The 25,986-nt window shown below is 50.9% G+C and carries 20 protein-coding genes; 18 read left to right on the top strand and 2 right to left on the bottom strand.

What is annotated here, in order from left to right; all coding sequences use genetic code 11:
* Window positions 1-196: 196 nt before the first annotated feature.
* From QP938_10495 to QP938_10430, 14 genes are all read left to right on the top strand, one after another.
* The gene (locus QP938_10495; GenBank protein ID WIO73718.1) at window positions 197-490 is read left to right on the top strand and encodes a co-chaperone GroES; all 294 of its coding nucleotides are present in this window, start codon (window positions 197-199) and stop codon (window positions 488-490) included.
* 174 nt (window positions 491-664) lie between these two features.
* Complete coding sequence (gene groL / locus QP938_10490) at window positions 665-2,308, top strand: chaperonin GroEL (protein ID WIO73717.1); 1,644 nt, start codon at window positions 665-667, stop codon at window positions 2,306-2,308.
* Between the two features lie 463 nt (window positions 2,309-2,771).
* On the top strand, window positions 2,772-3,392 hold the full coding sequence (locus tag QP938_10485) for a urate hydroxylase PuuD (protein WIO73716.1): 621 nt from the start codon (window positions 2,772-2,774) through the stop codon (window positions 3,390-3,392).
* 173 nt (window positions 3,393-3,565) lie between these two features.
* Window positions 3,566-4,366 (top strand): hypothetical protein, encoded by an 801-nt coding sequence (locus QP938_10480; protein WIO73715.1) that lies wholly within the window; start codon window positions 3,566-3,568, stop codon window positions 4,364-4,366.
* A 17-nt stretch (window positions 4,367-4,383) separates the two neighbouring features.
* Window positions 4,384-5,904, top strand: a complete 1,521-nt coding sequence (locus QP938_10475; GenBank protein WIO73714.1) for a fumarate hydratase — start codon at window positions 4,384-4,386, stop codon at window positions 5,902-5,904.
* 243 nt (window positions 5,905-6,147) lie between these two features.
* Window positions 6,148-7,137, top strand: coding sequence for an OmpA family protein (locus QP938_10470; GenBank protein ID WIO73713.1), 990 nt, complete (start codon window positions 6,148-6,150; stop codon window positions 7,135-7,137).
* A gap of 162 nt (window positions 7,138-7,299) precedes the next feature.
* Window positions 7,300-8,721: an exodeoxyribonuclease I gene (sbcB, locus tag QP938_10465; GenBank protein ID WIO73712.1), complete on the top strand. Its 1,422-nt coding sequence runs from the start codon at window positions 7,300-7,302 to the stop codon at window positions 8,719-8,721.
* Between the two features lie 716 nt (window positions 8,722-9,437).
* Window positions 9,438-10,451 (top strand): aspartate carbamoyltransferase, encoded by a 1,014-nt coding sequence (locus QP938_10460; GenBank protein ID WIO73711.1) that lies wholly within the window; start codon window positions 9,438-9,440, stop codon window positions 10,449-10,451.
* Window positions 10,452-10,480: 29 nt separating this feature from the next.
* Window positions 10,481-11,647 carry a 1-acyl-sn-glycerol-3-phosphate acyltransferase gene (locus QP938_10455; GenBank protein ID WIO75656.1) on the top strand — a complete coding sequence of 389 codons (1,167 nt, stop codon included), beginning with the start codon at window positions 10,481-10,483 and terminating at the stop codon, window positions 11,645-11,647.
* Window positions 11,647-13,779 carry an ATP-dependent DNA helicase DinG gene (gene dinG / locus QP938_10450; GenBank protein WIO73710.1) on the top strand — a complete coding sequence of 711 codons (2,133 nt, stop codon included), beginning with the start codon at window positions 11,647-11,649 and terminating at the stop codon, window positions 13,777-13,779. Before QP938_10455 ends, dinG begins: the two co-directional genes overlap by 1 nt.
* 267 nt (window positions 13,780-14,046) lie before the next feature.
* A complete protein-coding gene (locus tag QP938_10445) occupies window positions 14,047-14,658 on the top strand; it encodes a CDP-alcohol phosphatidyltransferase family protein (protein WIO73709.1) in 612 nt (203 codons plus the stop codon).
* 132 nt (window positions 14,659-14,790) lie between these two features.
* Complete coding sequence (gene clpB / locus QP938_10440) at window positions 14,791-17,430, top strand: ATP-dependent chaperone ClpB (protein WIO73708.1); 2,640 nt, start codon at window positions 14,791-14,793, stop codon at window positions 17,428-17,430.
* An 11-nt stretch (window positions 17,431-17,441) separates the two neighbouring features.
* Entirely contained in the window at window positions 17,442-17,984 is a 543-nt protein-coding gene (locus QP938_10435) for a thioredoxin family protein (protein WIO73707.1), read from the top strand.
* A gap of 39 nt (window positions 17,985-18,023) precedes the next feature.
* Entirely contained in the window at window positions 18,024-18,260 is a 237-nt protein-coding gene (locus tag QP938_10430) for a TIGR02647 family protein (GenBank protein WIO73706.1), read from the top strand.
* A gap of 38 nt (window positions 18,261-18,298) precedes the next feature.
* Here QP938_10430 and QP938_10425 read toward each other — a convergent pair whose 3' ends face one another.
* A complete protein-coding gene (locus QP938_10425) occupies window positions 18,299-20,116 on the bottom strand; it encodes a DUF885 domain-containing protein (GenBank protein WIO73705.1) in 1,818 nt (605 codons plus the stop codon).
* Window positions 20,117-20,264: 148 nt separating this feature from the next.
* Here QP938_10425 and QP938_10420 point away from each other — a divergent pair, with 148 nt between their 5' ends.
* Window positions 20,265-20,933 (top strand): DNA-3-methyladenine glycosylase I, encoded by a 669-nt coding sequence (locus tag QP938_10420; GenBank protein ID WIO73704.1) that lies wholly within the window; start codon window positions 20,265-20,267, stop codon window positions 20,931-20,933.
* Between the two features lie 7 nt (window positions 20,934-20,940).
* On the opposite strand, the gene nadC is transcribed toward QP938_10420, so the two are convergent.
* A complete protein-coding gene (nadC, locus tag QP938_10415; protein WIO73703.1) occupies window positions 20,941-21,783 on the bottom strand; it encodes a carboxylating nicotinate-nucleotide diphosphorylase in 843 nt (280 codons plus the stop codon).
* 362 nt (window positions 21,784-22,145) lie between these two features.
* Between nadC and QP938_10410 the strand changes: the two genes are divergently transcribed.
* From QP938_10410 to ampE, 3 genes are all read left to right on the top strand, one after another.
* Window positions 22,146-24,266, top strand: coding sequence for a DUF1631 family protein (locus tag QP938_10410; GenBank protein ID WIO73702.1), 2,121 nt, complete (start codon window positions 22,146-22,148; stop codon window positions 24,264-24,266).
* A 241-nt stretch (window positions 24,267-24,507) separates the two neighbouring features.
* On the top strand, window positions 24,508-25,056 hold the full coding sequence (ampD, locus tag QP938_10405; protein WIO75655.1) for a 1,6-anhydro-N-acetylmuramyl-L-alanine amidase AmpD: 549 nt from the start codon (window positions 24,508-24,510) through the stop codon (window positions 25,054-25,056).
* Window positions 25,057-25,058: 2 nt separating this feature from the next.
* Window positions 25,059-25,898 (top strand): regulatory signaling modulator protein AmpE, encoded by an 840-nt coding sequence (ampE, locus tag QP938_10400; GenBank protein WIO73701.1) that lies wholly within the window; start codon window positions 25,059-25,061, stop codon window positions 25,896-25,898.
* Window positions 25,899-25,986: the final 88 nt, after the last annotated feature.

The following is a 25,986-nucleotide window of genomic DNA, read 5'->3' as shown; positions in this document are numbered from 1 at the left end:
TGATTATCCCCTTGAAATTCTCTACTTAGCCCCGAAATAGCCATTGCCCTCATAACCGGGCTAAAAATTTCGGTGTCGGCCTTGAAAACGCTTGAGACGACACCATCTAGCATTACATCGCGAAGCGTCAGCTCGCACTACACATGTAGCAATACACCAATATTTGATTGTTCTGAAAAAGTTGGAGACAGCTGAAATGAAAATTCGTCCGTTGTACGACCGCGTCGTAGTTCGCCGCAAGGAAGAGGAAGAGAAAACTGCTGGTGGCATCCTGCTGCCGGGCGCTGCCAAGGAAAAACCCAACCAGGGCGAAGTAGTTGCCGTGGGTGAGGGCAAAGTACTGGATAACGGCGAAGTTCGCCCAGTATCTGTGAAAGTAGGTGATCAGGTTGTATTTGGCCCTTACGCCGGCAGCAACACCGTCAAAGTGGACGGCGAAGAACTGATCATCATGAGCGAGAATGAAATTTTTGGTGTCATTGAGGCGTAAGCCTGGCGCCAAGAGAAAAAATTTTTGGTGTCATTGAGGCGTAAGCCTGGCGCCAAGAGAAAAAATTTTTGGTGTCATTGAGGCGTAAGCCTGGCGCCAAGAGAAAAAATTTTTGGCGTAATTGAGACTTAAGCCTCGATTAATCACAACGCAACAGATTAAGGAAAGAAAATCATGGCAGCTAAAGAAGTAAAATTTGCTGACGACGCTCGTCAGAAAATGTTGGCCGGTGTAAACACCCTGGCGAACGCCGTTAAAGTAACCCTGGGCCCGAAAGGCCGTAACGTTGTTCTGGAAAAGAGCTTCGGTGCGCCGACCGTTACCAAAGACGGTGTATCTGTAGCTAAAGAGATCGAATTGAAAGACAGGTTCGAAAATATGGGCGCCCAGATGGTAAAAGAAGTTGCCAGCAAAGCGTCTGACGAAGCTGGTGACGGTACTACTACCTCTACTGTTCTGGCCCAGGCGATCCTCAACGAAGGCCTCAAGTCAGTAGCCGCCGGTATGAACCCGATGGACCTGAAACGCGGTATCGACAAAGCCGTAGCCGCTGCCGTTGCTGAAATCGCCAAGATCTCCAAGCCGTGCACCGACTCCAAAGCTATCGCGCAAGTGGGCACCATCTCTGCCAACAGCGACAATGTGGTTGGTGACCTGATCGCTGAAGCGATGGAAAAAGTGGGCAAAGAAGGTGTTATCACCGTTGAGGAAGGTTCCGGCCTGGAAAACGAGCTGGACATCGTTGAAGGTATGCAGTTCGACCGCGGCTACCTGTCTCCGTACTTCATCAACAACCAGGACAACATGAGCGTTGAGATGGAGAGCCCTTTCATCCTGCTGGTTGACAAGAAAATCTCCAACATTCGCGAATTGCTTCCGGTTCTGGAAGCCGTTGCCAAGTCTGGTAAGCCGCTGGTGATGATCGCCGAAGACGTTGAAGGCGAAGCACTGGCCACTTTGGTTGTGAACAACATGCGCGGCATCGTAAAAGTAGCTGCCTGTAAGGCGCCGGGCTTTGGTGACCGTCGTAAGGCCATGCTGCAGGACATCGCCGTTCTGACTGGCGGTACTGTAATTTCAGAAGAAGTAGGTCTGGATCTGGAAAGTGCTACCCTGGAGCATCTGGGCCAAGCCAAGCGCGTAACCATGAGCAAAGAGAACACCACCATCGTTGACGGTGCAGGTGACCACGAGAACATTCAGGCTCGAGTTAACCAGATTCGCGCCCAAATCGAAGAAACCTCTTCCGACTACGACCGTGAAAAACTGCAAGAGCGCGTAGCCAAGCTGGCTGGTGGTGTTGCGGTAATCAAGGTTGGTGCTGCTACCGAAGTGGAAATGAAAGAGAAGAAAGCCCGTGTTGAAGACGCCCTGCACGCCACTCGCGCTGCGGTTGAAGAAGGTGTAGTACCAGGCGGTGGTGTTGCACTGATCCGCGCTGTTCAGGCTATCGAAGGCCTGACCGGTGACAACGAAGACCAAACCGTTGGTATTCGCCTGGCACGTCGCGCCATGGAAGCCCCGCTGCGTCAGATCTGTGAGAACGCTGGTGAAGAAGCTTCAGTAGTTGTCGACAAGATTAAAGCCGGTGAAGGTAATTTCGGCTTTAACGCCGGAACCGGCCAATACGTTGACATGATCGAGCAGGGCATTCTTGACCCGGCTAAAGTAACCCGCACTGCGCTGCAGGCAGCAGGCTCAATTGCCGGCCTGATGATCACCGCAGAAGCGATGGTTGCCGAGCTGCCAGAAGATAAGCCAGCCGTTCCGGACATGGGCGGAATGGGCGGCATGGGTGGCATGGGCGGCATGATGTAAGTCGCTCACTATTCCAGCTATAAAAAAGCCCGGCATTGCCGGGTTTTTTTTCTCGAAAGAGAAAAACTCATTTAAATGGTTAGCTGCTTAATCTCAAAGGTTAATTAGTTCCAGTCTCTACCCAATCATAGTGACTTTTCACGTATTTGATGCTCCACTAATAACAATTCATCAAAAAAGGCTGAGGTTGTCAGTCGCCACTGCTTTTATTGAGAGAAGGAAAAGTATTCATATTTGTCCAGTGCCGGTCGATGAGTTTTAGAACTCTGGATAAAATTTATGGGACTGTGGGCCAGGTTTCCAAGTATGTAGCTTCGAATGAGGATGGAAAAGCCGTTTCATTTTAGAGTTCAGGCAACTAAAATGGAGGGGCTCAGAGGCTGCATACCCATAAAAAAACCAAATCACTAGGCATCGGGGTGTGGCTAACCACTTACAAACAGACCAATAAAAGGGTTTTGCTATGGAACAAATTATCGAGTTTCTGGCCCGTTGGGGTCACGGCCTGTTCGGTATCACCTGGATCGGCTTCCTCTACTACTTCAACTTTGTCCAGGGTGGCTACTTCAAAAAAGCCACACCGGAAGCACTGGCTGACGCCAAAAAACACCTGGCACCTGCCGCTCTGTGGTGGTTCCGCTGGGGCGCGCTGTTTACCTTCCTGACCGGTGCTTACCTGTGGTACACCCTGGGTGGTGGCTTTAACAATTACATCGCCGTAGGTGCCCTGATGGGTACCCTGATGTTCCTGAACGTATGGGGTATCATCTGGCCGAACCAGAAAATTGCCCTGGGCATGAAAGAGGGTGACGCTGCTGCTGCTGGTGCCAAGGCCCTGCTGGCTTCACGTACCAATACTTTGTTCTCCGGTCCTATGCTGCTCGGTATGTTTGGTTCCAAGCACATTCCTTACGACATGGCGCAAGGTACTTCCACCGGTCTGTACGTTATGCTGGCCATTGTAGTGCTGTTGGAGATTAATGCGATCTGCGGCAAACAAGGGCCGATGACAACTGTTAAAGGTGTTATCACATCCAGCATCGTTCTTGCAGCGGTGATGGCGGCTGTGTTGAGCTGCCTGTAAAGCATCATTGCAATCTACGACGAAAAGCCGGCTTCTTAGCCGGCTTTTTTTTGTTAGAGCCTGTTAACAGGCCCTGATTGGAATTGAGGATATCTCCACATTCAAACCCTCTTGTATTGAGTGACAGGGGTGTATAATGACCCGTTTGGCGAACAATCACGATGAGAGCGACTATGGCAGATCAGAACGGCTTTAACAGTATTGTCCCCGATCAGGATGAGCGCATTGGTGCCCGCGGTAACAGAGCTGGTGCACCTAAACCGGCCGCTCGCCCTCGCCCCGAACCCTCTGGAAATGGTGGTGGGACCTGGAAGATTCTGGTGATTGTGCTGGTATTGGTGGTCGGTGCCATGGGCTGGTTCGGTTGGCAGCAACACCAGCAGTTAACTACATTGCAGAGCAGCTTTGATAATTTGCAGGCTCGCCTTGCGTCTACCGATGATTCGCTCAGTAAATCCGGTGCGGCACTGCAGTTGAAGATCAAGGAGCAGGAAGAAGAGCTTGGTAAGCATTGGGCTGAAATCAAAAAGCTGTGGGGCGTTTCCTACGATATCAATAAAAAAGATATCGCCAGTAACAAGGATACAGCTGCCAAGAATACCGGTCGTATTGCAAAGCTTGAAAAATCCGTTAACACCGTAGCCCAACTTAGTAAAAACCTGGATCTGGCAAGCAAAAAACTCGCAGAGATCAGCGCCAGTACCCTGGCGGCCAACGTCGAAATGGAAGATGTTCAGCAGCGCTTGCGAGAAACCACCGACAAGCTCAATACCATTGACCAGTCATTCAATCGCTGGCGTCAGGATGTCGACAAACGACTTAAAAGCAGTGAAGAAGCTGTAGAAGCAATTGATGCATACCGCCGTCAAATTAATCAGGAGCTGTTGCAATTGCGTAAACAGCTCACAGGCAGTAACTCTTCCGTATCACAATCTGCACCGGTCGCCAGTCCAGCGGCTGGTGCCAACTATTAAGAAACGCGAGACCTCTAATGACCATTATTCGTCAAGATGACCTCATTGACAGCGTAGCTGACGCACTTCAGTTTATCTCTTACTACCACCCGCTCGACTATATCAATGCTGTTTACGAAGCGTATCAGAAAGAGGAGTCGCCGGCAGCCAAGGATGCAATGGCACAAATTCTGATTAATTCCCGTATGAGTGCCATGGGGCACCGTCCGATCTGTCAGGATACCGGCATCGTAACGGTCTTTATCAAGATCGGTATGAATGTGCAGTGGGATGGCGATATGAGTGTTGATGACATGATCAACGAGGGTGTTCGTCGCGCCTACCTGCATCCGGATAACGTGCTCCGTGCTTCAATTCTGCAAGACCCGGCTGGCGCTCGCAAAAACACCAAGGACAATACTCCGGCGGTTATTCACTACCAGATTGTTCCGGGTGACAAGGTGGAAGTGGACGTTGCTGCTAAAGGTGGTGGTTCGGAAAATAAATCGAAAATGGTCATGCTCAACCCGTCCGACAGTATTGTCGATTGGGTAGTGAAAACCCTGCCGACCATGGGGGCAGGTTGGTGCCCGCCCGGCATGCTGGGCATCGGTATTGGTGGCACCATGGAAAAGGCAGCAGTATTAGCCAAAGAATCCCTGATGGATGAAATCGATATTCATGAACTTCGTGAGCGTGGACCGCAAAATCGCATTGAAGAGCTGCGTCTGGAAATTATGGATGCAGTAAACGCATTGGGCATTGGTGCTCAGGGACTGGGTGGTTTGACCACTGTAGTTGATGTGAAAATCAAGGATTACCCAACGCACGCAGCTTCTCTGCCGGTGGCCATGATTCCGAACTGTGCCGCTACTCGCCATACACACTTTGTACTGGATGGCACTGGGCCGTCACTGCAAACACCGCCCGATGTTGATCAATGGCCGGACATCACCTGGGAAGTTGGTGAAGATGTTCGCCGATTGAACCTGGATACCGTAACTCCCGAAGAAGTCCAGTCCCTCAAGCCGGGTGAAACAGTATTGTTGTCTGGGAAAATGCTCACCGGCCGTGATGCCGCGCATAAGAAAATGATCGATATGCTAGCCAAAGGTGAGAAGTTGCCGGTGGATCTGACCAATCGTTTTATCTACTACGTTGGGCCGGTAGATCCGGTCGAAGGTGAAGTTGTTGGTCCGGCTGGACCGACTACTGCCACCCGTATGGATAAATTTACCCGCACCATGCTGGAGCAAACCGGTTTGATAGGCATGATTGGTAAAGCCGAGCGCGGCCCGACCGCCATCGACGCCATTCGCGATAACAAAGCGGTTTACCTGATGGCGGTAGGTGGAGCTGCCTATCTGGTTTCCAAGGCCATTACCAATGCGGAAGTGGTTGCTTTCCCCGAACTCGGGATGGAAGCAATATACGAGTTTGAAGTCAAAGATATGCCGGTGACCGTAGCGGTGGATTCCACCGGAGTATCAGTTCACCAGACCGGTCCTCAAATCTGGAAAGCCAAAATCGAAGAAAAGGCACTGCAGATTCAAAACTGAAGTCTTGCGGCTTTTAAAAAAACGGGGCACTGATCAGTGCCCCGTTTTTTTTTGAAAATGCATAAACAGTGAAGAAATGAATGCAGAGTGAAAGAGCGGTGGATCAGCACACCTACTGATTTACTTCAGTATTGTTGACTGCTATACATACTCCATCGGAATTAACAACCGATAGCATTGAGATGCAATTCTCAAATCTGCTGCTATTATTTACTGGAATACCTACAAGAAAGGAAGATGGCTATGCGCAAATTTATTGCTTTGACCGCCGGGGTCGCTGCATTGAGCTGTTCAGCGATGTCTATGAATGCTGCTGCAACCGAAGGTGTATACCTTGGACCGTCCCTGGGTTATTACCTGCTGGACGACAAGCGGAATAGTTATGGTGGCGATAACGGCTCATTCGTTTTGGGAATGAACCTCGGTTATCGTTTCCACAATGATTGGGCGCTCGAAGTGATGGCGGGTCAAGACGTCATGGAAGATGATATGGAAACCGCTCAGTTAAATGGTTACTGGTGGTTTGGTGATGAGGAGGCCAATCGCCACAACTGGCGTCCATATTTCGTAGCAGGCACCAGCTACTACGAATTGGAGGAGCCAAACCTCAAAGATAAATTCTCCTGGCAGGTTCAGGGTGGTTTCGGTATTTCCAAGTTGTTTGAAAATAACTGGGAGTTCCGTATGGATGCCCGACTGGCCCATAAGGTTCGTGAAGGTCAGGATGGCACCAATGACATCGTTGCCAACATGATGGCAGTTCGCTATTTCAGTGCAGCACCAGCTCCAGTTGTCGCTCCGGTTGAAGCAGCTCCGGAACCAGAGCCTTACGTAGCTCCAGAGCCGGAGCCCGCTCCGGAACCAGAAGTCCGCACTATTACCGTTCAGCTGAAAGTGGAATTTGAATTCGATAAAGCGGTAGTGCGTGCTATCTATGGTGACGAGCTGGAAGCCATTGCCAATGCTATGAAAGTTCACGAAGACATCGATCTGGTGTTGGAAGGTCATACCGATTCGGTAGGTACTGATAAATACAACCAGGGCCTGTCTGATCGCCGTGCCAAAGCGGTTAAGGATCAACTGTCCAAGGTTTATGGTATTGATCCCAGCCGCATCACTGCGATTGGCTACGGTGAAAGCCGTCCGATTGCCAGCAATGACACCGACGAAGGTCGTCAGCGTAACCGTCGTGTGATTGGTGAGCTGTCCTACACAGAAGTGATGCCTGATTAATTCTCAGGAAAGCTAAAAAAACGGCGCCATAGTGCGCCGTTTTTTATAGGAATTCCGTCACCTTTTACCGCACCAAGAATGATTGTTGCGGTATAGCATGAAACACTCAGTCAGCTTTGATAGAGTGGCCAAATCGATAAAAATACCTCCCCGGACAGCCTAATGACCACCACGCTTTATTGGCACGATTACGAAACTACTTCAGCCGACCCGGCGCGAACCCGACCTTCACAGTTTGCAGGTGTCAGGACCGATGAAGACCTGAATATTATTGGTGATCCTTTGATGATCTACTGTCAGCCGAGTCGTGAATTACTGCCATCGCCGGGAGCTTGCCTGGTGACCGGAATTACTCCGCAAACCGCGGCAAAAGAAGGGCTCAAGGAGCCTGAATTTATTGCCCGAATACATCAGGAATTGTCCCAGCCAGGCACCTGCGGTGTTGGCTATAACAGCATGCGATTTGACGATGAAGTCACACGATATACGCTGTACCGCAATTTTTTTGATCCCTATGAGCGCGAGTGGAAAAACGGTAACAGCCGCTGGGATATTATTGATATGTTTCGGCTGGCTCGAGCACTGCGGCCGGAAGGAATTAATTGGCCAAATTACGAGGATGGCTCGCCTTGTTTCAAACTGGAAGAGCTGACCAAAGCTAATGGCCTGTCCCATGAATCGGCTCACGATGCACTTTCTGATGTGTATGCCACTATCGGGATGGCAAAACTCCTTAAACAAAAACAACCCAAGTTATATGACTACGTTTACCGAAACCGCACCAAGCAACAGGTCGCGAGTATGGTGGATGTATACAACCTGAGTCCCTTTTTGCACGTCTCTACCCGGTTGCCACGAGAAAATGGTTACCTAGGTTTGATGATGCCGCTGGCGGTAAACCCCAACAATAAAAATGAAATTATCTGCGTCAATTTGAATGGTGAAGTTGAGCCCTTGCTCACTATGAATGCCGATCAAATTCGCGAGCAGCTATATAAACCGAACGCCGAGCTGGAAGAAGGTGAACAGCGTATTCCTCTTAAAGGCGTGCATCTTAATCGCTGTCCGGTTGTTGCTACCCCGAAGTTGCTTGATGATAAGTCGGCTCAGAAGCACCAAATTGACCTGCCAAAGTGTCGGGAAAATTATCGCCTGCTCAAGAATGCCAACTTACGCAGCAAGCTGGAACAGGTCTATTCATCTGTTGCAGAAAGAAATGATTCAAATCCTGAAACCATGTTGTATGCCGGATTTTTGCCAGACAATGATAAATCCCTATTACAGGAGGTGCGTAACAGCACGCCGGCCCAATTGGCAGATGGCTCCATTCAGTTCAGTGATCCCCGCTATCGTGAGTTACTGTTTCGTTATCGGGCACGCAATTTTCCAGAAACCTTGAGTGCTGAGGAGCAGCACCAGTGGGAGGAGTTGCGTTTCCACCTACTGAATGATTCTGACACGGGTTATCTTACGCTGGAAAAATTCTATGAAGAAATTGACCAGTGTCTTGCCAACCCGTCCTGTAGTGAAAGAGACCGGAATATTCTCGAAGCACTGCAGGCGTGGGGAGATGAAATATTGTGATAAGTGCCTTTCTGCCGTAACAGCTTATGTAAAGTTGGCAATATAGGGTGCGCTGTACGCACCGTTCCACATTTGGTACGCAAGGCACCTCCCGCCTCCATGCCCTCGTCATCCTGAGCGCAGCGAAGGATCCAGCTGCGTTCGTCAGCAAGTTACTTTGGTGCTCATAGCCCGCCCTTGCCTGACCGGAACAGGCCCGCCCTCATATACCCACAAATCGGGCAAACCTGTACCGGTCAGGCAAGGGCTCAGTCTGACAATGCGTTTTTGTATGCAAAAAAAAGCCCCGCTGAAAGCCAGCGGGGCAACGAGTTGTGAAAATCACATCAAGGGGGTAGGTAAATCGTGCGTTACGCTTTAGCCGCCTTCAGATCATCCGCAGCAATTGCAGAAACCAGCAGGCCGGTAACAGTAAAAGCAGCAATCATAATCATGTCGGTTCTCCAAAGTGGCTGTCGCCGTAACGTTGATGGGTGCCATTATGGGGAAGTGCAATGTTAAGTAGGGTGTTGGAAACGTAAAGATAGGTAAATCCTATCGATCACCCTTGTAATAACTTGTCTTCCGGAAAGGAGTAAACACTCGAATGACAGTAGACACCAAGGTTGGCGATTGAGAGCTCTGTCGTTTCACACCTTGAAAAAGACAAGCTCGCAGACCAACTCGTATTCCGCTAAAATTCGCCCCCAGCAAAATCACTTCAAAGGCAGACATTCGTGGACTTCAAAGGCGCCCATATCCTCTCTATCCGTCAATTTGATCGCAGTGACATTGAGACCCTGTTTCGCACGGCGGATCTGATGGAGCCATACGCCCAGCGCAAGCGCGTAACCCGAGTGCTGGAGGGGGCTATTCTTGGCAATATGTTCTTTGAACCCAGTACCCGGACACGGGTGAGCTTTGGCTGTGCCTTTAACCTGCTGGGTGGTGAGGTGCGGGAAACCACTGGGTTCTCCAGCTCTGCAGTGGTAAAGGGCGAGTCGCTGGAAGACACTGCGCGTGTGTTGTCCGGTTACAGCGATGTGATCTGTATGCGCCACCCGGAAGCCGGTTCAGTGGCCGCTTTTGCCTCCAGCAGTCGTGTACCGGTCATTAATGGCGGTGATGGCCCCAATGAGCACCCGACCCAGGCGCTGCTGGACCTGTACACCATCAAAAAAGAGCTGGCCGGAAGAGGGCTCACAATTGATGGGCTTCGCATTGCCATGGTCGGCGATCTCAAATTCGGCCGCACAGTTCATTCCCTGTGCAAGCTTCTCAAGCTGTTTAACAATATTCATGTAACCCTGGTGTCCCCGGTAGAGTTGGCTATGCCGGCTGAACTGGTTGAGGAAATGCGTGAATCCGGCATTGTTGTGGTGATTACTGATCAGCTGGAGAGTGGCATTGCTCATGCAGACATTGTCTACTCGACCCGCATTCAGGAGGAGCGTTTTACCAGCTCTGAAGAGGCGGACCTCTATCGCGGCAAGATGCGTATCAATCAGGCGATTTACACCCAGTACTGTGAGCCCAACACCGTAATTATGCACCCGCTGCCCCGCGACTCCCGAGCTGAAGCCAATGAGCTGGATCGCGATCTGGACAGCAACCCGAACCTGGCGATTTTCCGCCAGACTGATAATGGAATATTGGTCCGTATGGCCCTGTTCGCCCATATTCTTGATGTGGTGGACCTGGTCGACAAGTACAGTGCCGACGTGCGCTGGTTTAACTCTCGCCAAGGCTGAGCCGCGGCCCAATACGACAGAACAACATGATTACCGATTTCGAAGATATTCGTCCCTACAATGACGCGGAAGTAAGACCGGTCCTGGATCGCCTGCTAGCCGATTCCGAGCTCCACGACACTATTGCCGGGATGAAGTACCCTCGCCTCAGCAAGCTGCTGCCGTGGCTGTTTCGCCCGCTGGTTGCCAAACGTTTGAAAGCAGCCTTTGCCAGTGCCACAGATGTGGACAGCTTTCAAAAGGTTATAGGCCACTACTGGTGGGCGTTGATCGAAAAGCAAAGCGAGGAGATCGCCGTATCCGGTCTGGATCAGCTGCCTAGGGGTAAATCCTACCTGTATATCTGTAACCATCGCGATATCGCCATGGACCCCGCTCTGGTCGGACTCTCCCTGGATCGCGCCGGCCGTAAAACCATGCGCATTGCCATTGGCGACAACCTGCTGAGTAAGCCGTTTACCTCCGACCTGATGCGCCTGAACAAGAGTTTTATCGTCAAGCGCTCGGTCAGTGGCCGCCGTGAAAAACTGCAGGCGCTGATGCAGCTCTCCTCCTATATCCGTCACTCAATCACTGTTGAACAGAGCTCTATCTGGATTGCCCAGCGCGAAGGTCGTGCAAAAGATGGCCTGGATCGTACTGATACTGCCCTGATCAAAATGCTCATGCTCAGTAAGCCGAAAGAGCAGAGCTTTGCAGAAGCCGCTGCTGAGTTAAATATCGTGCCGGTATCACTCTCCTATGAGCTGGATCCTTGCGATGCCAGCAAAGCCCGTGAGCTTTATAGCAAGAAAGAGCTGGGTAGTTACCAGAAAGGCGAGCATGAGGACCTGCAAAGTATCTACGACGGCATCGTTGGCCAGAAAGGCCATATCCACGTTGCCTTTGGCCGCCCGCTGGCGGGTGACGAACTGGAGTCGGCGGATTCGGTTGCGGAAGCCATTGACCGACAAGTGCTGAAGAACTATCACCAGCACCCTACTAACCTGATTGCCTATGAGCTTCTCAATGGCAATGATGATCGAGTAGATGCACTCAAAAAGGTATTGGACCTTAGTGATGAGCAGTGGAGCGAAGCAAGGGTTCGATTCGAGGCGCGTATTGCCGCAATGCCTGCAGAGCATCGCGAGTACGCCATTGCCATCTATGCCAATCCGGTGGTGAGTCAGCTTGAACTTCTGGAGTCTAAGGGCTAGTGGCGCTCGACGAGGTTCTTAAAAGTACTATTCAGGAGGGCTATAGAGCTTTCCTCAAGGCGCGCAATCTGAAACCGCGCCTCGGCCAAAAGCAGATGATCGCAGCTGTTGCCAACACCCTTGGCGAGATCGAGCTGGACGACGAAGAACACCGCATTTCCGATAACGGCCTCTGTGTGATCGAGGCCGGTACTGGTACCGGTAAAACCCTTGCTTATCTCATTTCAGTGCTGCCCATAGCCCGCGCCCTGAACAAAAAAGTGGTGATTGCCACCGGGACAGTTTCCCTGCAGGAGCAGCTGGTACAGCGAGATATTCCCGACCTGATCGAACACACCGGCTGGAACATCAAATTTGCCCTTGCCAAAGGCCGTGGCCGCTACCTCTGCCCACTGAAACTGGAACAGTGTCTTGATGCCGTGGATACCAGCAGCAGTGGTCAGGGGCTGTTCCCGGATGAGTGGCAGTTCAATCCCCGTGCTGAAACTGTCAAGCTCTACAAAAGCATGGCAGAAGCGCTAGGGGGCAATGAGTGGCAGGGGGATCGTGACAGCTGGCCAGATGGGGTTGCACAGGAAGATTGGCAGCCATTGACCGTCGATCGCCGTCAATGTGCCGGGCGCAGCTGTCGCCATATTCGCAACTGCTGCTTCTTTCGCGCTCGCGACGACATGACCGAAGCTGATGTGATTGTTGCCAACCACGATCTGGTGATGTCCGATCTGGCTTTGGGCGGCGGCGCGATACTATTTCCCCCCGAAGACACAATTTACGTATTTGATGAAGGTCATCGCCTGCCGGAAATCGCCCTGCGTCATTTTGCGGCGCAATGTCAGTTAGGCAGCACTGCCAAGTGGTTGCAGCAGATTGAAAAGCAACTGAAAGCCAGCGGCAGCAGCTTTCTTGAGCTGGAGGATGTTCACGACCTCTGTGTTCAGGTACAGCAGGATTCCGCCCGTGCAGCGCAGCAGCTCAATCTGGTAACACCGCTGTTCAATGGTATTCTCGATGAAATGGCCCACACTGGTGATGGCGATCAGTATCGTTTTCCGCAAGGTGATGTAGGGCCAGCGATTCGGGATGCTTCGGCGGAAGTGGGTACTCTGTTTACCCAGTTGCAAACCCGCCTGGAAAAACTCTCCAAACGCCTGACGGATTTATTGGAGGAGGCGGCCTGTCCTATTCCTCGTGTGGATGTTGAACAGCTCTATCAAGCCAGTGGTAGCTGGCTTGGCCGTACCGAGGCAACCTCTTCCCTCTGGATGCTGTTTGCAATGACCGATGCGGATGGCAGCGCCCCCAACGCGCGCTGGCTCACTGTTGAGTCCGGAGCCGGTGGCAATATGGATATTCGCCTTTCATGTAGCCCGATCGTTGCAGCACCGATGCTGGTAGAGAACCTCTGGAAGAGAGCCTTTGGCGTGGTGGTGACATCTGCGACGATTCGCGCCCTTAACGCCTTTGATCGCTTTCGCGCCAATTCAGGCACTTTTAAAAATGCTCGCTACGAAGCGGTGGCGGGTGCCTTTGATTACCAGCAAGCTGGGGTACTGGTGGTGCCGCCCATTGCAGATGCCAGTGACCACCATGCTCATACCGATGACCTGATCGACAAGCTGCCGGATCTGGTTGACCTCAACGAAGCGACATTGGTGTTGTTCGCTTCTCGCCGCCAGTTGGAGGCGGTGTTTGATGGCCTCCCCTATGAGATGACTAAACAGATTCTTGTGCAGGGCGATTACTCCCACGCCGAAATTCTTCGGCGCCACAAAAAGCGTATTGATGAGGGACAGGGTAGTATTATTTTCGGTCTGGCCAGCTTTGCTGAAGGGGTCGACCTGCCAGGGGATTATTGTCAGCATGTGGTGATTGCCAAAATCCCCTTTGCGGTTCCCAATGACCCAATCCACGAGGCACTCTCTGAATGGGTGGAAGCCCGTGGCGGGAAACCGTTTTTTGAAATAGCCCTGCCGGATGCCTCCCTGAAGCTGGTTCAGGCCTGCGGTCGTCTACTGCGAACCGAGCAGGATACCGGTAGAGTATCGGTACTTGATCGGCGTGTAGTGAGTAAAGGCTATGGGCGCCAGTTATTGGATTCCCTGCCGCCGTTTCGGCGTGATATTCAGTATTAATTCGCTTTAAATAGTGCGTTGGTATTTTCTAACCAAAGGCTAATATCTTATTTGCTTCAATTTCTTAATTCTAGGATAGAGCAGCCAAATTTACCTGGCGCTGCGAATGGATAGAGTGTGGCTTGCAGTTCAAGGCCACAGCAAACCACACTCTATCCCGACCCATAAAATATTCGTGTTGCCTGAGGTCGTTCAGTGATATTGCTTCATGCGAACGGATAAATTTGGGTGTTAATAAATCTGTAATTCCATGGTATAAGAGAAACCATGGACAGTGCCAAACCGGATTTGAAACATGAACGGATCTTCTCGATCCCTAATGTACTGAGCCTTACCCGGCTCGGTCTGGTACCTGTTTTGCTCTGGCTGGCCTGGCACGGCAGGGGCGAGGCGTTCCTGATGGTGCTGGTATTTTCGTTGTTAACCGACTGCTTTGACGGATATTTGGCCCGTAAGCTTGGTCAAGTGACGGATCTGGGGGCCAGGCTGGATTCCTGGTCCGATATACTTACCTATGGTGCGATGGCTCTGGGTCTGATGTGGGCCTGGCCAGATCTGTTCAACAGTGAACGCTGGTTTGTATTGCTGGCGATTGTCTCTCAACTACCGCCATTGATTTACTGTCTGTGGCGCTTTGGTTCTTTTCCCAGCTATCACACCTGGTCGGCGAAAAGCACCGCACTTCTGCTGGCTCCGGCATTTTTCTGGATGACGTTGTTTGATAACCCATGGCCATTTCGTCTGGTTATTTTGATGCACGTCTGGGTCGCGTTTGAAGAGGTGCTGATTACCTATTTGCTGCCAGCCTGGCGCAGTAATATTCCCAGTGTCTTTCACCTTCTGGCAGAGCGTTCGGCCGCCAGGAAAAGCAATCATTAAAGTTCGTTTTTCCCGCTTTATTTAAATCCTCGTTTGATCTCGATCAGGTATCCGTGTGGTCTATGCTTGAAAAGCAGCTATAGCGACCTTATCTCTATTCTCAACAGAATCCATATTTCATAGGGATACACCATGCGACTGGATAAATTTACCAATTCTCTGCAAAACGCATTGGCTGAAGCACAGTCTCTGGCGGTTGGGCGCGATAACCCGGCAATTGAACCGGTACACCTGCTGTTGGCGATGCTCAATCAGCGTGGCGGTGCGGTTCGACCCCTGTTAGGCAAAGCCGGATTTAATGTGCAGGGATTGATGACTGAGCTTGAGCAGCAGTTGGAGCGTGTGGCTCAAGTACAGAATCCCACTGGAGAAATTGGTATTTCACCCGACCTGGGGCGCTGGTTTAACCTGGCAGATAAATTGGCACAACAGCAGGGAGATCAGTTTATTGCCAGTGAGACCCTGGTGCTGGCGGCGTTTGATGATCGTTGCGATGCCAGCAAGGCACTCAACAAATTTGGTACTAAACAGCAATTGCAGCAGGCCATTGCCTCGTTGCGCGGAGGAGAGTCGGTGAGCAATCCGGAAGCGGAAGAGAGTCGTCAGGCACTGGAAAAATATACCATCGACCTGACAGAGCGCGCAGAGCAAGGCAAGCTGGATCCGGTGATTGGGCGCGATGAAGAGATACGCCGCACCATCCAGGTATTGCAGCGTCGCACCAAAAACAACCCGGTATTGATTGGTGAACCGGGTGTCGGTAAAACCGCCATTGCTGAAGGTTTGGCACTGCGTATTGTGAATGGCGAAGTACCGGAAGGCCTGAAAGATAAGCGTATTCTGTCGCTGGATCTCGGTTCGCTTTTGGCCGGGGCAAAATTCCGAGGAGATTTTGAAGAGCGACTGAAAGCAGTTCTCAACGAGCTGTCCAAACAGGAAGGTCGCATTATTCTGTTTATCGATGAGCTGCATACCATGGTGGGAGCGGGTAAAGCCGAAGGTGCCATGGACGCGGGTAATATGCTGAAACCGGCGCTCGCACGTGGCGAACTGCACTGTGTCGGTGCCACAACACTGGATGAATATCGCCAGTACATCGAAAAAGACGCCGCGCTTGAACGTCGCTTCCAGAAAGTCATGGTGGATGAACCTTCGGAAGAGGACACCATTGCTATTCTGCGCGGCCTTAAAGAGCGTTATGAAGTTCACCACGGTGTGGAAATAAATGATTCGGCCATTGTGGCTGCGGCGAGATTGTCACAGCGCTACATCACTGATCGGCAATTACCCGATAAAGCCATTGACCTGATCGACGAAGCTGCCAGTCGCATTCGTATGGAAATTGATTCCAAGCCGGAAGCAATGGATCGTCTGGATCGCCGCCTGATTCAATTAAAAATTGAACGGGAAGCTGTGAAAAAAGATAAAGACGAAGCGGCTAAAAAACGTTTGGAAAAACTGGATGCCGATATTACTGAGGTGGAAAAAGAGTACGCTGACCTGGAAGAGATCTGGAAAGCAGAAAAAGCCTTGATGCAGGGTGCCACCCAAATTAAAAGTGATCTGGAGCAGGCTAAACTGGAACTGGAGGCCGCGCACCGAGCCGGGGATTTGGCGCGTATGTCCGAGTTGCAATATGGTGTGATCCCGACACTGGAAAAACAATTACAGGAAGCCAGCGAGGCAGAAAATCACCCAAAAGAAACCCAGCTGTTGCGCAATAAAGTCACCGACGAAGAAATCGCCGAGGTGGTTTCCAAGTGGACAGGAATCCCGGTTTCGAAAATGCTGGAAGGTGAGAGGGAAAAGCTGCTGCGCATGGAAGACTTTTTACACCACCGGGTGGTTGGCCAAAACGAAGCCGTGGTTGCTGTCTCCAATGCCGTGCGTCGTTCCCGTGCCGGGCTGTCCGATCCCAACCGTCCTAATGGTTCATTTCTATTCCTCGGGCCTACCGGTGTGGGTAAAACCGAGCTGTGTAAATCGCTGGCAGAGTTCCTGTTCGATACTGAAGACGCCATGGTGCGTATCGATATGTCGGAGTTTATGGAGAAGCACTCCGTTGCTCGCCTGATCGGTGCACCTCCAGGTTATGTCGGCTACGAAGAGGGCGGTTACCTGACCGAAGCGGTGCGCCGTAAACCTTATTCGGTGCTGTTGCTGGATGAGGTGGAGAAAGCTCACCCGGATGTTTTTAATATTCTGTTGCAAGTATTGGAAGACGGTCGTCTGACAGATGGTCAGGGGCGCACCGTCGATTTCCGCAATACTGTGGTGGTAATGACATCCAACCTCGGCTCCGACGTGATTCAGGGGCTGGTGAATGACCGCTCCTACGACACCATCAGTTTTGATGGCGAACTTGAACAGGATGATTCACTGATGAACGAAGGTCGTCAGGCGATCATGCGTGAAAAAGTGATGGAAGTGGTCAGTGCACACTTCCGCCCGGAATTTATCAACCGTATTGATGAGGCCGTGGTGTTTCACCCGCTTGGCAAAGAGCAGATTAAAGGCATTGCCGATATTCAGCTGGCTGGTTTGCGGCGTCGACTCTCCGATCGCGAATTGGGGCTGGAGCTCAGTGAGGAGGTGATGGAAAAGCTGGTGGATGCGGGCTTTGATCCGGTCTACGGAGCGCGCCCCTTGAAAAGGGCCATCCAGCAACTGCTGGAAAATCCGCTTGCACAGGAAATTCTCGCTGGGCGATTCGCACCGGGGGATACCATTTCCGCTACTCTGGAAGGCGATAAAATCGTTTTTAGCAGTTAAGGAGGTACGCAATGGCCTTAACGCCATCAACCATGTTGCCCTTGGGCACAGTAGCTCCCGAATTTACTCTGCCTGAGCCCAAGAGTGGGCAGAGTAATTCGCTGCAACAGCTGGCGGGCGAAAAGGGCACACTGGTGATGTTTATCTGTAACCACTGCCCCTTTGTGAAACACATTGAATCGGCGCTGATAAAGTTCGGTAAGGACTATAAACAGAGCGGTATCGGCATTGTCGCAATCAACAGCAATGATGCCGATAACTACCCGGATGACAGCCCTGAGCGAATGGCTGAAAAAAACTACCCGTTCCCCTATCTCTACGATGAGAGTCAGCAGGTAGCGAAAGACTATAATGCCGCCTGTACACCGGATTTTTTCCTGTTTGATCGCGATCTCAAATTGGTCTATCGCGGCCAGTTCGATGACTCAAGACCAGGCAATTCAGAGCCTGTAACCGGTGCGGACTTGCGTGCCGCCATGGATTCAATATTGGTAGGAAAGAACGTAAACGAAATACAACACCCAAGTATCGGTTGCAATATCAAGTGGCGATAGCGCACACTGATAACCTCACGACCAGCTGAGGAACGAGAGATGGCGTTTACCCCTGAGTTAAAAGAAGAGTTGGAAATTCTGGCGATGTTTAATCTGGAAACCACCCAAGAGGGCATTAAAGTACACTCTGATGCCCGCCCGGAACTGGTTGCGGCTACCCAGCGACTGCATCAAAAAGGGCTGATCTCACAGGAAGATGGCGGTTACCTGACCGGTTTGGGGCACGATGCCGCAGAGCATGTACAGAATTTGTTGACGATATTAAAAACCGCCTAAAAAAACCGCCCATAGGGCGGTTTTTTTAGGCAGAACAATTAACTCTGCTTGCTAATCCAGTAATCCACTTCCTGTTCCAGCAAATCCAGTGGCAGTGCCCCATTACCAAGAATCAAATCATGAAAGGCGCGCAAATCAAATTTATTGCCCAGAGTATTTTTTGCTTTCTCACGTAATTCAAGGATTTTCAGCATACCAATGGAATAAGCTGTTGCCTGACCCGGTATCACCATATAGCGTTCGATCTCGCTGACGACTTTTTCTTTCGGGTGGGGGCTATTGGCAAGGAACCAGTCGATAGCCTGCTGGCGGGTCCACTGCTTATTGTGAATGCCGGTATCTACGACCAGACGAATGGCACGCATCAGTTCCAGAGTAAGGCGGCCGAAGTCGCTGTAGGCGTCTGGGTACATATCCATCTCTTTGGCAAGGCGCTCGGTGTAGAGTGCCCAACCTTCCATATAAGCTGTATCGTGACTGTATTTACGTAATTTGGGGAGGTTGTCCAGCTCCTGGGCAATGGCAATTTGCATATGATGGCCCGGCACCCCTTCGTGATAGGCAGTCGCCTCAATCTGGTAATTGGGCATGGCATTCATGTCATAGAGATTAATGAAGTAAATACCCGGTCGAGAGCCGTCGGCTGCCGGTCTACTGTAAAATGCGATGCCTGCTGAAGCCTCTCTGTACGGCTCAACTGCTTTGACCACCAGTTCGGCTTTGGGTAGTTTGCCAAACACTTCTGGCAGCCTTGATTTCATGTTTTCAATGGCAGCTTGGTTGCGCTGTAAAAACTCTGCGCGGCCAATTTCGGTGTTTGGGTAGAAAAACTGCCTGTCGGTGCGGAAGAATTCAAAGAATTCCTGCAAATCACCCTTAAAGTCAACATGCTCGCGCAATTGATCCATTTCGTTGTGAATACGCTTTACCTCCGACAGCCCGAGCTGATGGATTTCATCCGGGGTCATGTCGGTAGAGGTGAACTTACGCAGCAGGTAGCGGTAATACTCATCACCCTTTTCGAGTTTCCAGATACCGGCGCGTTCATCCGCGCTGCGCTGCATGGCTCCGGTAAACGCGATCAATTTTGAGTAGGCGCGATAGGTGACATGTTTCAGGGTGGCTGCTGCCTGGGTAATCAACTGGTCTTTCTGTGCAGAGTCGATATCCAGGGCATTCACTTTGGTTTTAAAGTCAGTAAATAGCGGGCTATCCGGGCCATCATCAAACGGAGCGCCACTGATAATATTTTTGCAGGCATCTACCACATCGCTGAGTACAAAGGCTGGCGGCATAATATGTTTTGCCTGACGGGTACGCAGCTGCTCTATAGTTTGGTCAAACAGCGTTTGCAGTCGGCCCAGTCGGGAAATGTAGGCATCGGCATCGGCAACGGTGTCAATGCGATGCTGGTTGATCAAGATACTTGCTACTTCGGTGTGCAGGCCACCCATTTGAGTCAGCAGGTAATCGTGTTGGCGCCACTGGTAACCGTCAATTTCCAGCTTTAATTGTTGCTTGGCCAACTGCACACTCAGTTGTGTCTGGTGATCCAGGTTGCTGATGTCAATTTTGTTGATTCGACTTAAATGTTGCATTCGCAACCCTTGGAGACGATCCTGGGCATCATCCGTAATATCGTCCCACATACCGTACTGTTCTTTGCTGCCCAGTCTGGTTAAGGCAATAGGGCTGCGATTGATGCGCTCCATGTAGAGAGCATCCAGTAACTGGTTGACAGATTCGTTGGCGGTAAGGCTGCTGTCGTTATTCTGGTCATTGCCACATCCGCCCAATAAAGCAGCTGTGATGGAAGCGGCAAGCGCAATAGGTAGTCTGATTCGACGAGATTTCATAGAAGTCCTTACAGAATTCTGTGGGCGATTTGAAGTCGGTTATCAGCCCGTAAGGATACACCAAACCGTGAGTTGAGTTGACGCATTGGTTGGCTTGTATAACAGTAGTGCCTTCTTCCATTGATCAATATCAACTGTCGAGAGCGTCATGACCCGTTTTGATACCCTCTATAAAGCCGCAGTGAAGAAGGTTGGCGGCAAATCGGAACTTGCTCAGCTTTTGCCATCAGTAAAGTCTGCTGATGAGCTGTGCGCCGTTGGTGATGATCGATATCTGTCGATGATGACCCGCTGTGTATTTCGGGCGGGTTTTGTCTGGCGAGTAATTGATGCCAAATGGCCCGGATTTGAAGCTGCATTCAATGAGTTCAATCCGGTAGTCACAGCACATTACTCGGATGAAAAGCTTGAAGAACTGGCTCGTGATGAGCGTATCGTGCGAAATTTTCAGAAAATCAAAACTGTTCGAGAGAATGCCCAATTTGTAATGGACCTGATCAGGGAGCATGGCGGTGTGGGTAATTTTATCGCTGACTGGCCCAGTGAAGATATTGTCGGTTTGTGGGCCGTGCTTAAAAAGCGTGGAGCGCGGTTGGGTGGGAACAGTGGGCCAATGTTTTTGCGCAGCATGGGAAAAGACACATTCATTCTCAGTGACGATGTGAAGGCCGCGCTGGTCAATCACGGCTTGATTGACCGTATCAGTCCATCATCACAACGGGACCTGAATAAGATTCAGGCGGTGTTTAACGATCTGCAAGAGCAGTCGGGCCGACCCCTGGCGGAGATCAGTCGCATTCTGTCCCATACAGTGTAGAAACTGTTTATCCGGTAATTCGAAACGACAAATCAATGGCTCGACAATGTTTGGTCAGTGCACCGGATGAGATGTAATCAATACCTGCCGTGGCTGCGTCGGCGATGCCTTCCTGAGTGATATTGCCAGACACTTCGAGTTTTACCCGTCCGGCGGACAGGGTCACAGCCTGTTCAACCATCGTTTTGGTGAAGTTGTCCAGCATGACAATATCTGCACCTGCATCCAGTGACTGCTGCAACTCCTCCAGGGACTCCACTTCAACCTCTACGGGCTTGCCCGGCGCAATCTCGTGGGCTTTGGTAACAGCCTGCTTAATGCCACCGCAGGCGGCGATATGGTTTTCTTTAATCAGAAAGGCGTCGTAGAGCCCGATGCGGTGGTTGTGACAGCCGCCGACCTTTACTGCATATTTTTGCGCCAGTCGCAGCCCTGGAATCGTTTTGCGAGTATCGAGAATGCGAATTTTGCTATTGCCAATCAGCTGGCTGAACTGGTGGGCGGTGGTAGCTGTGCCGGACAGGGTTTGCAGGAAGTTCAGTGCTGCGCGTTCGCCGGTGAGCAAGCTGCGGGCATTGCCCTTAAGGGTAAACAGTACCTGATCAGCTTCCACCTGCTGCCCTTCAGCGGCTTGCCACTGGATTTCGACGCTGGGGTCCAATTGGCGATAAACTTCATCCACCCAGGGTTGACCGCATAGAATAGCTGCTTCACGGCAGATTACCCGCGCTTCAGCCTGGCGTTCGGCGGGAATCAGTTGTGCGGTAATATCCCCATCGCCGATATCCTCGCGCAGGGCTCTCGCCACACTGTCATGGATGTCCTGTTGAAGCTTTTGATCAATCTGCATATTGCCCCCTTAGCGTTGGGCGGGGATTATACCAGTGGAACTGCTGATTGTGATCCGTGCAAAAATTGACCATCATTGGGATACATGTGGCATTCTTTGTGTGACTTGCATCACAAATGTGACCAGCGGGGGGAAATTGGCGATGAAAACTACTGAAGATTCACTAGTTTTAAATTTACCCCCAACGAAAGCATGAGTATTATCGTCGGCAAGTTATATGACAGGGAGGTCATCATAAAATTACAATAGATTGGGACGTTTGTTCACCAATCAAAAGCACACGAGCACATATGACAGACAGGCATTTACATCTTGTGAAGTCGGCTACGTCTTCGGACAAATCCGGAGCTATGCCGCCGCCTATGCGTATGTTACGTGATCGTGCAGAAAGGCACTTCGCAGCCCGCTTGAAAGTAGTTCTTGATCAAGTGGATGACACCTTCTTTGATCTGGCCGACAGCGCCGATAACCATCGCCAGCAAACCCATTATTTCGATGCCATGCGCCTCATTCGAGTAGAGCGCAAAGCTATTGAGCGTGCTTTTGTTGGAGCAGTCAGCAACGCCTTTGATCGACTGATTGATCCTGACCTCGAAGAGCTCAAGCCGATAGCCGCAAAAAGTGGCAGCAATGGTTTTGAGCTGGTTGCTGACGACGAGCTGGAAGAAATTATTGCGCTGGATACCATGGTGTCCAAGTCTGAAGAGCTGTGCCAACAACAGTTACAGCAGATCTGTCGCCGCCTCGATACGATGGCTGCATATAAAGTTACCTCCAAGACCAACCCGCTTGGGCCTGATGTGGTCTGTGATGCCTTCTTCAAATCCGTAGAAGGCCTGGACATTGGTATTCGCTCCAAGCTGGTGCTGATGAAACTGTTTGACCGCCATGTAGTTTCGACCTTGTCGGAGCTGCTGCGTCAAAGCAACCAGCTGCTGGAAGAACTGGGAATCTCACCTGCCAGTGAAGCTCGCAAACCGGCTCCGCCAAAGCGTCCGGCTCCTCAACGCCCAGTGGGGGAAGGTGCTTTCCGGGAAGAGTTTGGATATGAAGCCGGAAATAGTCCTGGTTTCGGTGAAAGCGATGCTCAAAAGTCCAATTACGGTCGTCTGGTTGCTCAACTAAACTCGGTTCTGGCGCGCCAGAAAGGCGGCTCATTGCCTGCAGAAGGCGATGTAGTCAGTGGCAGAGCTTACGACCTGGAAGATGTTCTTGAGGCGGTTACGAGTATTCAACTCGAATCAATTGTCCAGGCTGATGGTGATCAGGAGCCTTCATTAGTTGAGGCGATCACTCAACAGCTTTATGCCACTCGAGGAGAGGCGAGCCTGTCACCGCGAGACCAGGGAGTGATCCATCTGGTTGATAATATGTTTAAGCGGGTGCGTATCGATCATGGTCTGGCATCATCTATTGAACCAGAGATGCGTGGCCTTGAAATGGCCATTATGAAAGTGGCGTTGAAGGATCCAACGTTTTTTGACAAAGAACGCCACCCGGCTCGACGTCTGATCAACGAAGTTGCTCAGGCATCTATTGGGTTTGATCCCCAAGAGAAGCTGGAAAAAGATCCTCTCTATCAAAAAATTCATGATGTTTTGCAGCAGCTGCAAAGTGCGGCAGGTGATGATACAACGCTGACTCGCCTGCTGACCGACTTTATTGCCTTTGTAGATAAAGAACGTCGCCGCAGTGCCAGCAAAGAACGACGCCTGATGGAAGAAGAGGCGGCTCGCGCCCGCTTGAACTTCTCCCATCTCGCTGTAAAACGCGAATTGGAAAGCCGCTTGCTGGGTCTTGAGCTTCCAAAAATTACCCTGACATTTGTTGAGCAGGCTTGGGGCAACGTGCTGTTCCTGTCTCACCTGCGCGATGGCCCCAGTTCAGATTCCTGGCGCGCTTCTCTGCATATCCTTGATGAAGTGATTGATCTGTCTGTGCTCGGTCACGAAGCCTTCAGCCTTCGTCAGGCCATGCAATTGCTGGAAAGTGTTCGCGGCAAGCTGGACGAAGTTGCCCTGGACCCTTACCAGGCAGAACATCTGGTTCGCGGAATGGAGCAACTGCTTCAGGCGGGTGTCGCAGGATCTATTAACAAATTAGAGCGGCAGCGGGTTGATACGGTCTCCCCGAGTATCCCTGGTGAAGTGGATGCAGAACAGGACGATGTTGCTGACCAGGATGTCGATGAAGCCCACCTCCATGATATCGAGTCCATTGAGCGCGGTACCTGGGTGCAATTCAAGACCCCGGAGCAGGGCTCCAGGCGTGCTCGTTTTGCAGGCCTTGTTGGGCCCGGAGAGCGCCTGTTGTTCGTAAACCGCACCGGTGACAAAGTTGCAGAAGGAAGCCGCCAGCGTATGGCGGTTGAGCTGAAAAACCAGAATCTGATTTTGCTGGATAACTCACCGATGTTTGACAGGGCGCTGGCTGGTATTGTCAAAGACATTCGGGACGGCAAGAACCCGGCCAACCCTTCCTGATCGAAATCGCTTCCACCCAGAAGCTATTTGATAACGTAGCGAACGCAGGTAAGACAAGGCAAAAAGGGGCGAAAAGGCGGAGTTTACTGAAGTAAATGAGCATTTTGAGCCCCTTTTTAACGCCGTATCACCAAGTGCAGTAGTTATGAAACAGCTTCTATACATTTTTAAGTGACCTCGGGTTAGACTGTGAGAAATCCCCGAGGCTCAAAAACCTGTGCAACAATCTCTACCATCATTCCTGAAAATTGATGACAACGGTTGGTTAACCGGCGTACGTCAGGTGCCATCCCCCAATTTCAATGAGCGTCCGCAAAGTTGCGCTATTGACCTGCTGGTGATTCATAACATCAGCTTGCCGCCAGGACAATTTGGCGGAGGATTCATCGAAAAGTTTTTTTCCAACTGCCTCATACCTACAGAGCACAGTTATTTTGAGGAGATTGCTGACCTTCAGGTTTCTTCTCATCTGCTGATAGACCGCCAGGGAGAAATAACGCAGTTCGTCTCTTTTGATCAGCGCGCCTGGCATGCCGGAGCCTCGGAGTTTGATGGCCGGGCTAATTGCAATGACTTTTCTATTGGCATAGAGCTTGAGGGAACTGATGAAGAGCCGTACACAGAAGAACAATACGAGTGCCTGACGTCAGTAAGTCGTCTGTTGTTAAAGCACTATCCTAAAATGTCAGTAGAGCGAATTACAGGCCATAGTGACATTGCTCCAGGGCGAAAAACTGACCCCGGACCATCTTTTGACTGGCAAAAATATAACAATATGTTGGGAGTCTAAGCATGGAATTTTTAGTGATCATCGTAGCGTTGTGGCTTCACCACATGTTGCCGGATCTTGGCTGGATACAGCAGGATGGCTGGTATCGTAAATGGATCGATTATATAAAAGGCGAAAACCGGCAATTAATCCGCTTTTTTACAATGCTGGCGCTTCCGGTAGTAGTGCTGTTGTTAATTCTGGCCACAGTGGATTACTTTGGAAATGGACTGTTGAAGTTTGCTATTGAACTACTCGGCATGCTTTATGTGATTGGCCGTGGCGACCTTGTATCTCGCTTCGATAAGCTTGAGGGCGATTTTGCCCGCAATGATTTTCAGGCTGCATACCATGATGCCGAGGAACTGCATCTTAACAACCGCGTTACAAGTGCCCAGACTAATGCAGAGTTTCAGCGCGATCTTCTGGAAACGCTCTCATACCGATTCTTTGAACACGCCTTCCCGGTGGTTTTCTGGTTTGCCCTGCTGGGACTTCCCGGCGCATTACTGTATCGATTGACCCAGTTATACACTGAAACATCAGGCCTGGAAGAGTCGCAACTTGATCGCGGTGAGCGTTGGTTGTGGTTGCTTGAGTGGTTGCCTGCTCGTTTGCTGGGACTTACATTTGCTCTGGTTGGCAACTTTGCCAGCTGTTTCCAGCGTTGGCGTGAATGCTTTTTCTGTGGTGTTCGCACAACGCCAAATGTCTTGGCTCACTATGTGGAAGGAGCGTTGACTATCGACCTGCAGGCGGATGTATCCTCTGCCGGTGTAACAGATCTGGAAATGGTCAAGCAGCTGTTTTATCGAGCTCTTACACTCTGGGTATGTGTGATAGCCCTGTTGCTTGTTTTTTAGGTTATAAGTCATAAACACGCTGAACTTTGCCCCATGTTGCCAGTCATAGCGCTGGCAGTTAGTTGAAAACGTGGGGCCAAAAAATGTT

It is taken from the genome of Porticoccaceae bacterium LTM1, from assembly GCA_030252795.1.
Taxonomy (GTDB): Bacteria; Pseudomonadota; Gammaproteobacteria; order Pseudomonadales; family Porticoccaceae; genus SCSIO-12696.
The sequence above is the reverse complement of the archived record's forward strand: the minus strand, read 5'-3'. Positions and strand labels throughout refer to the sequence as shown.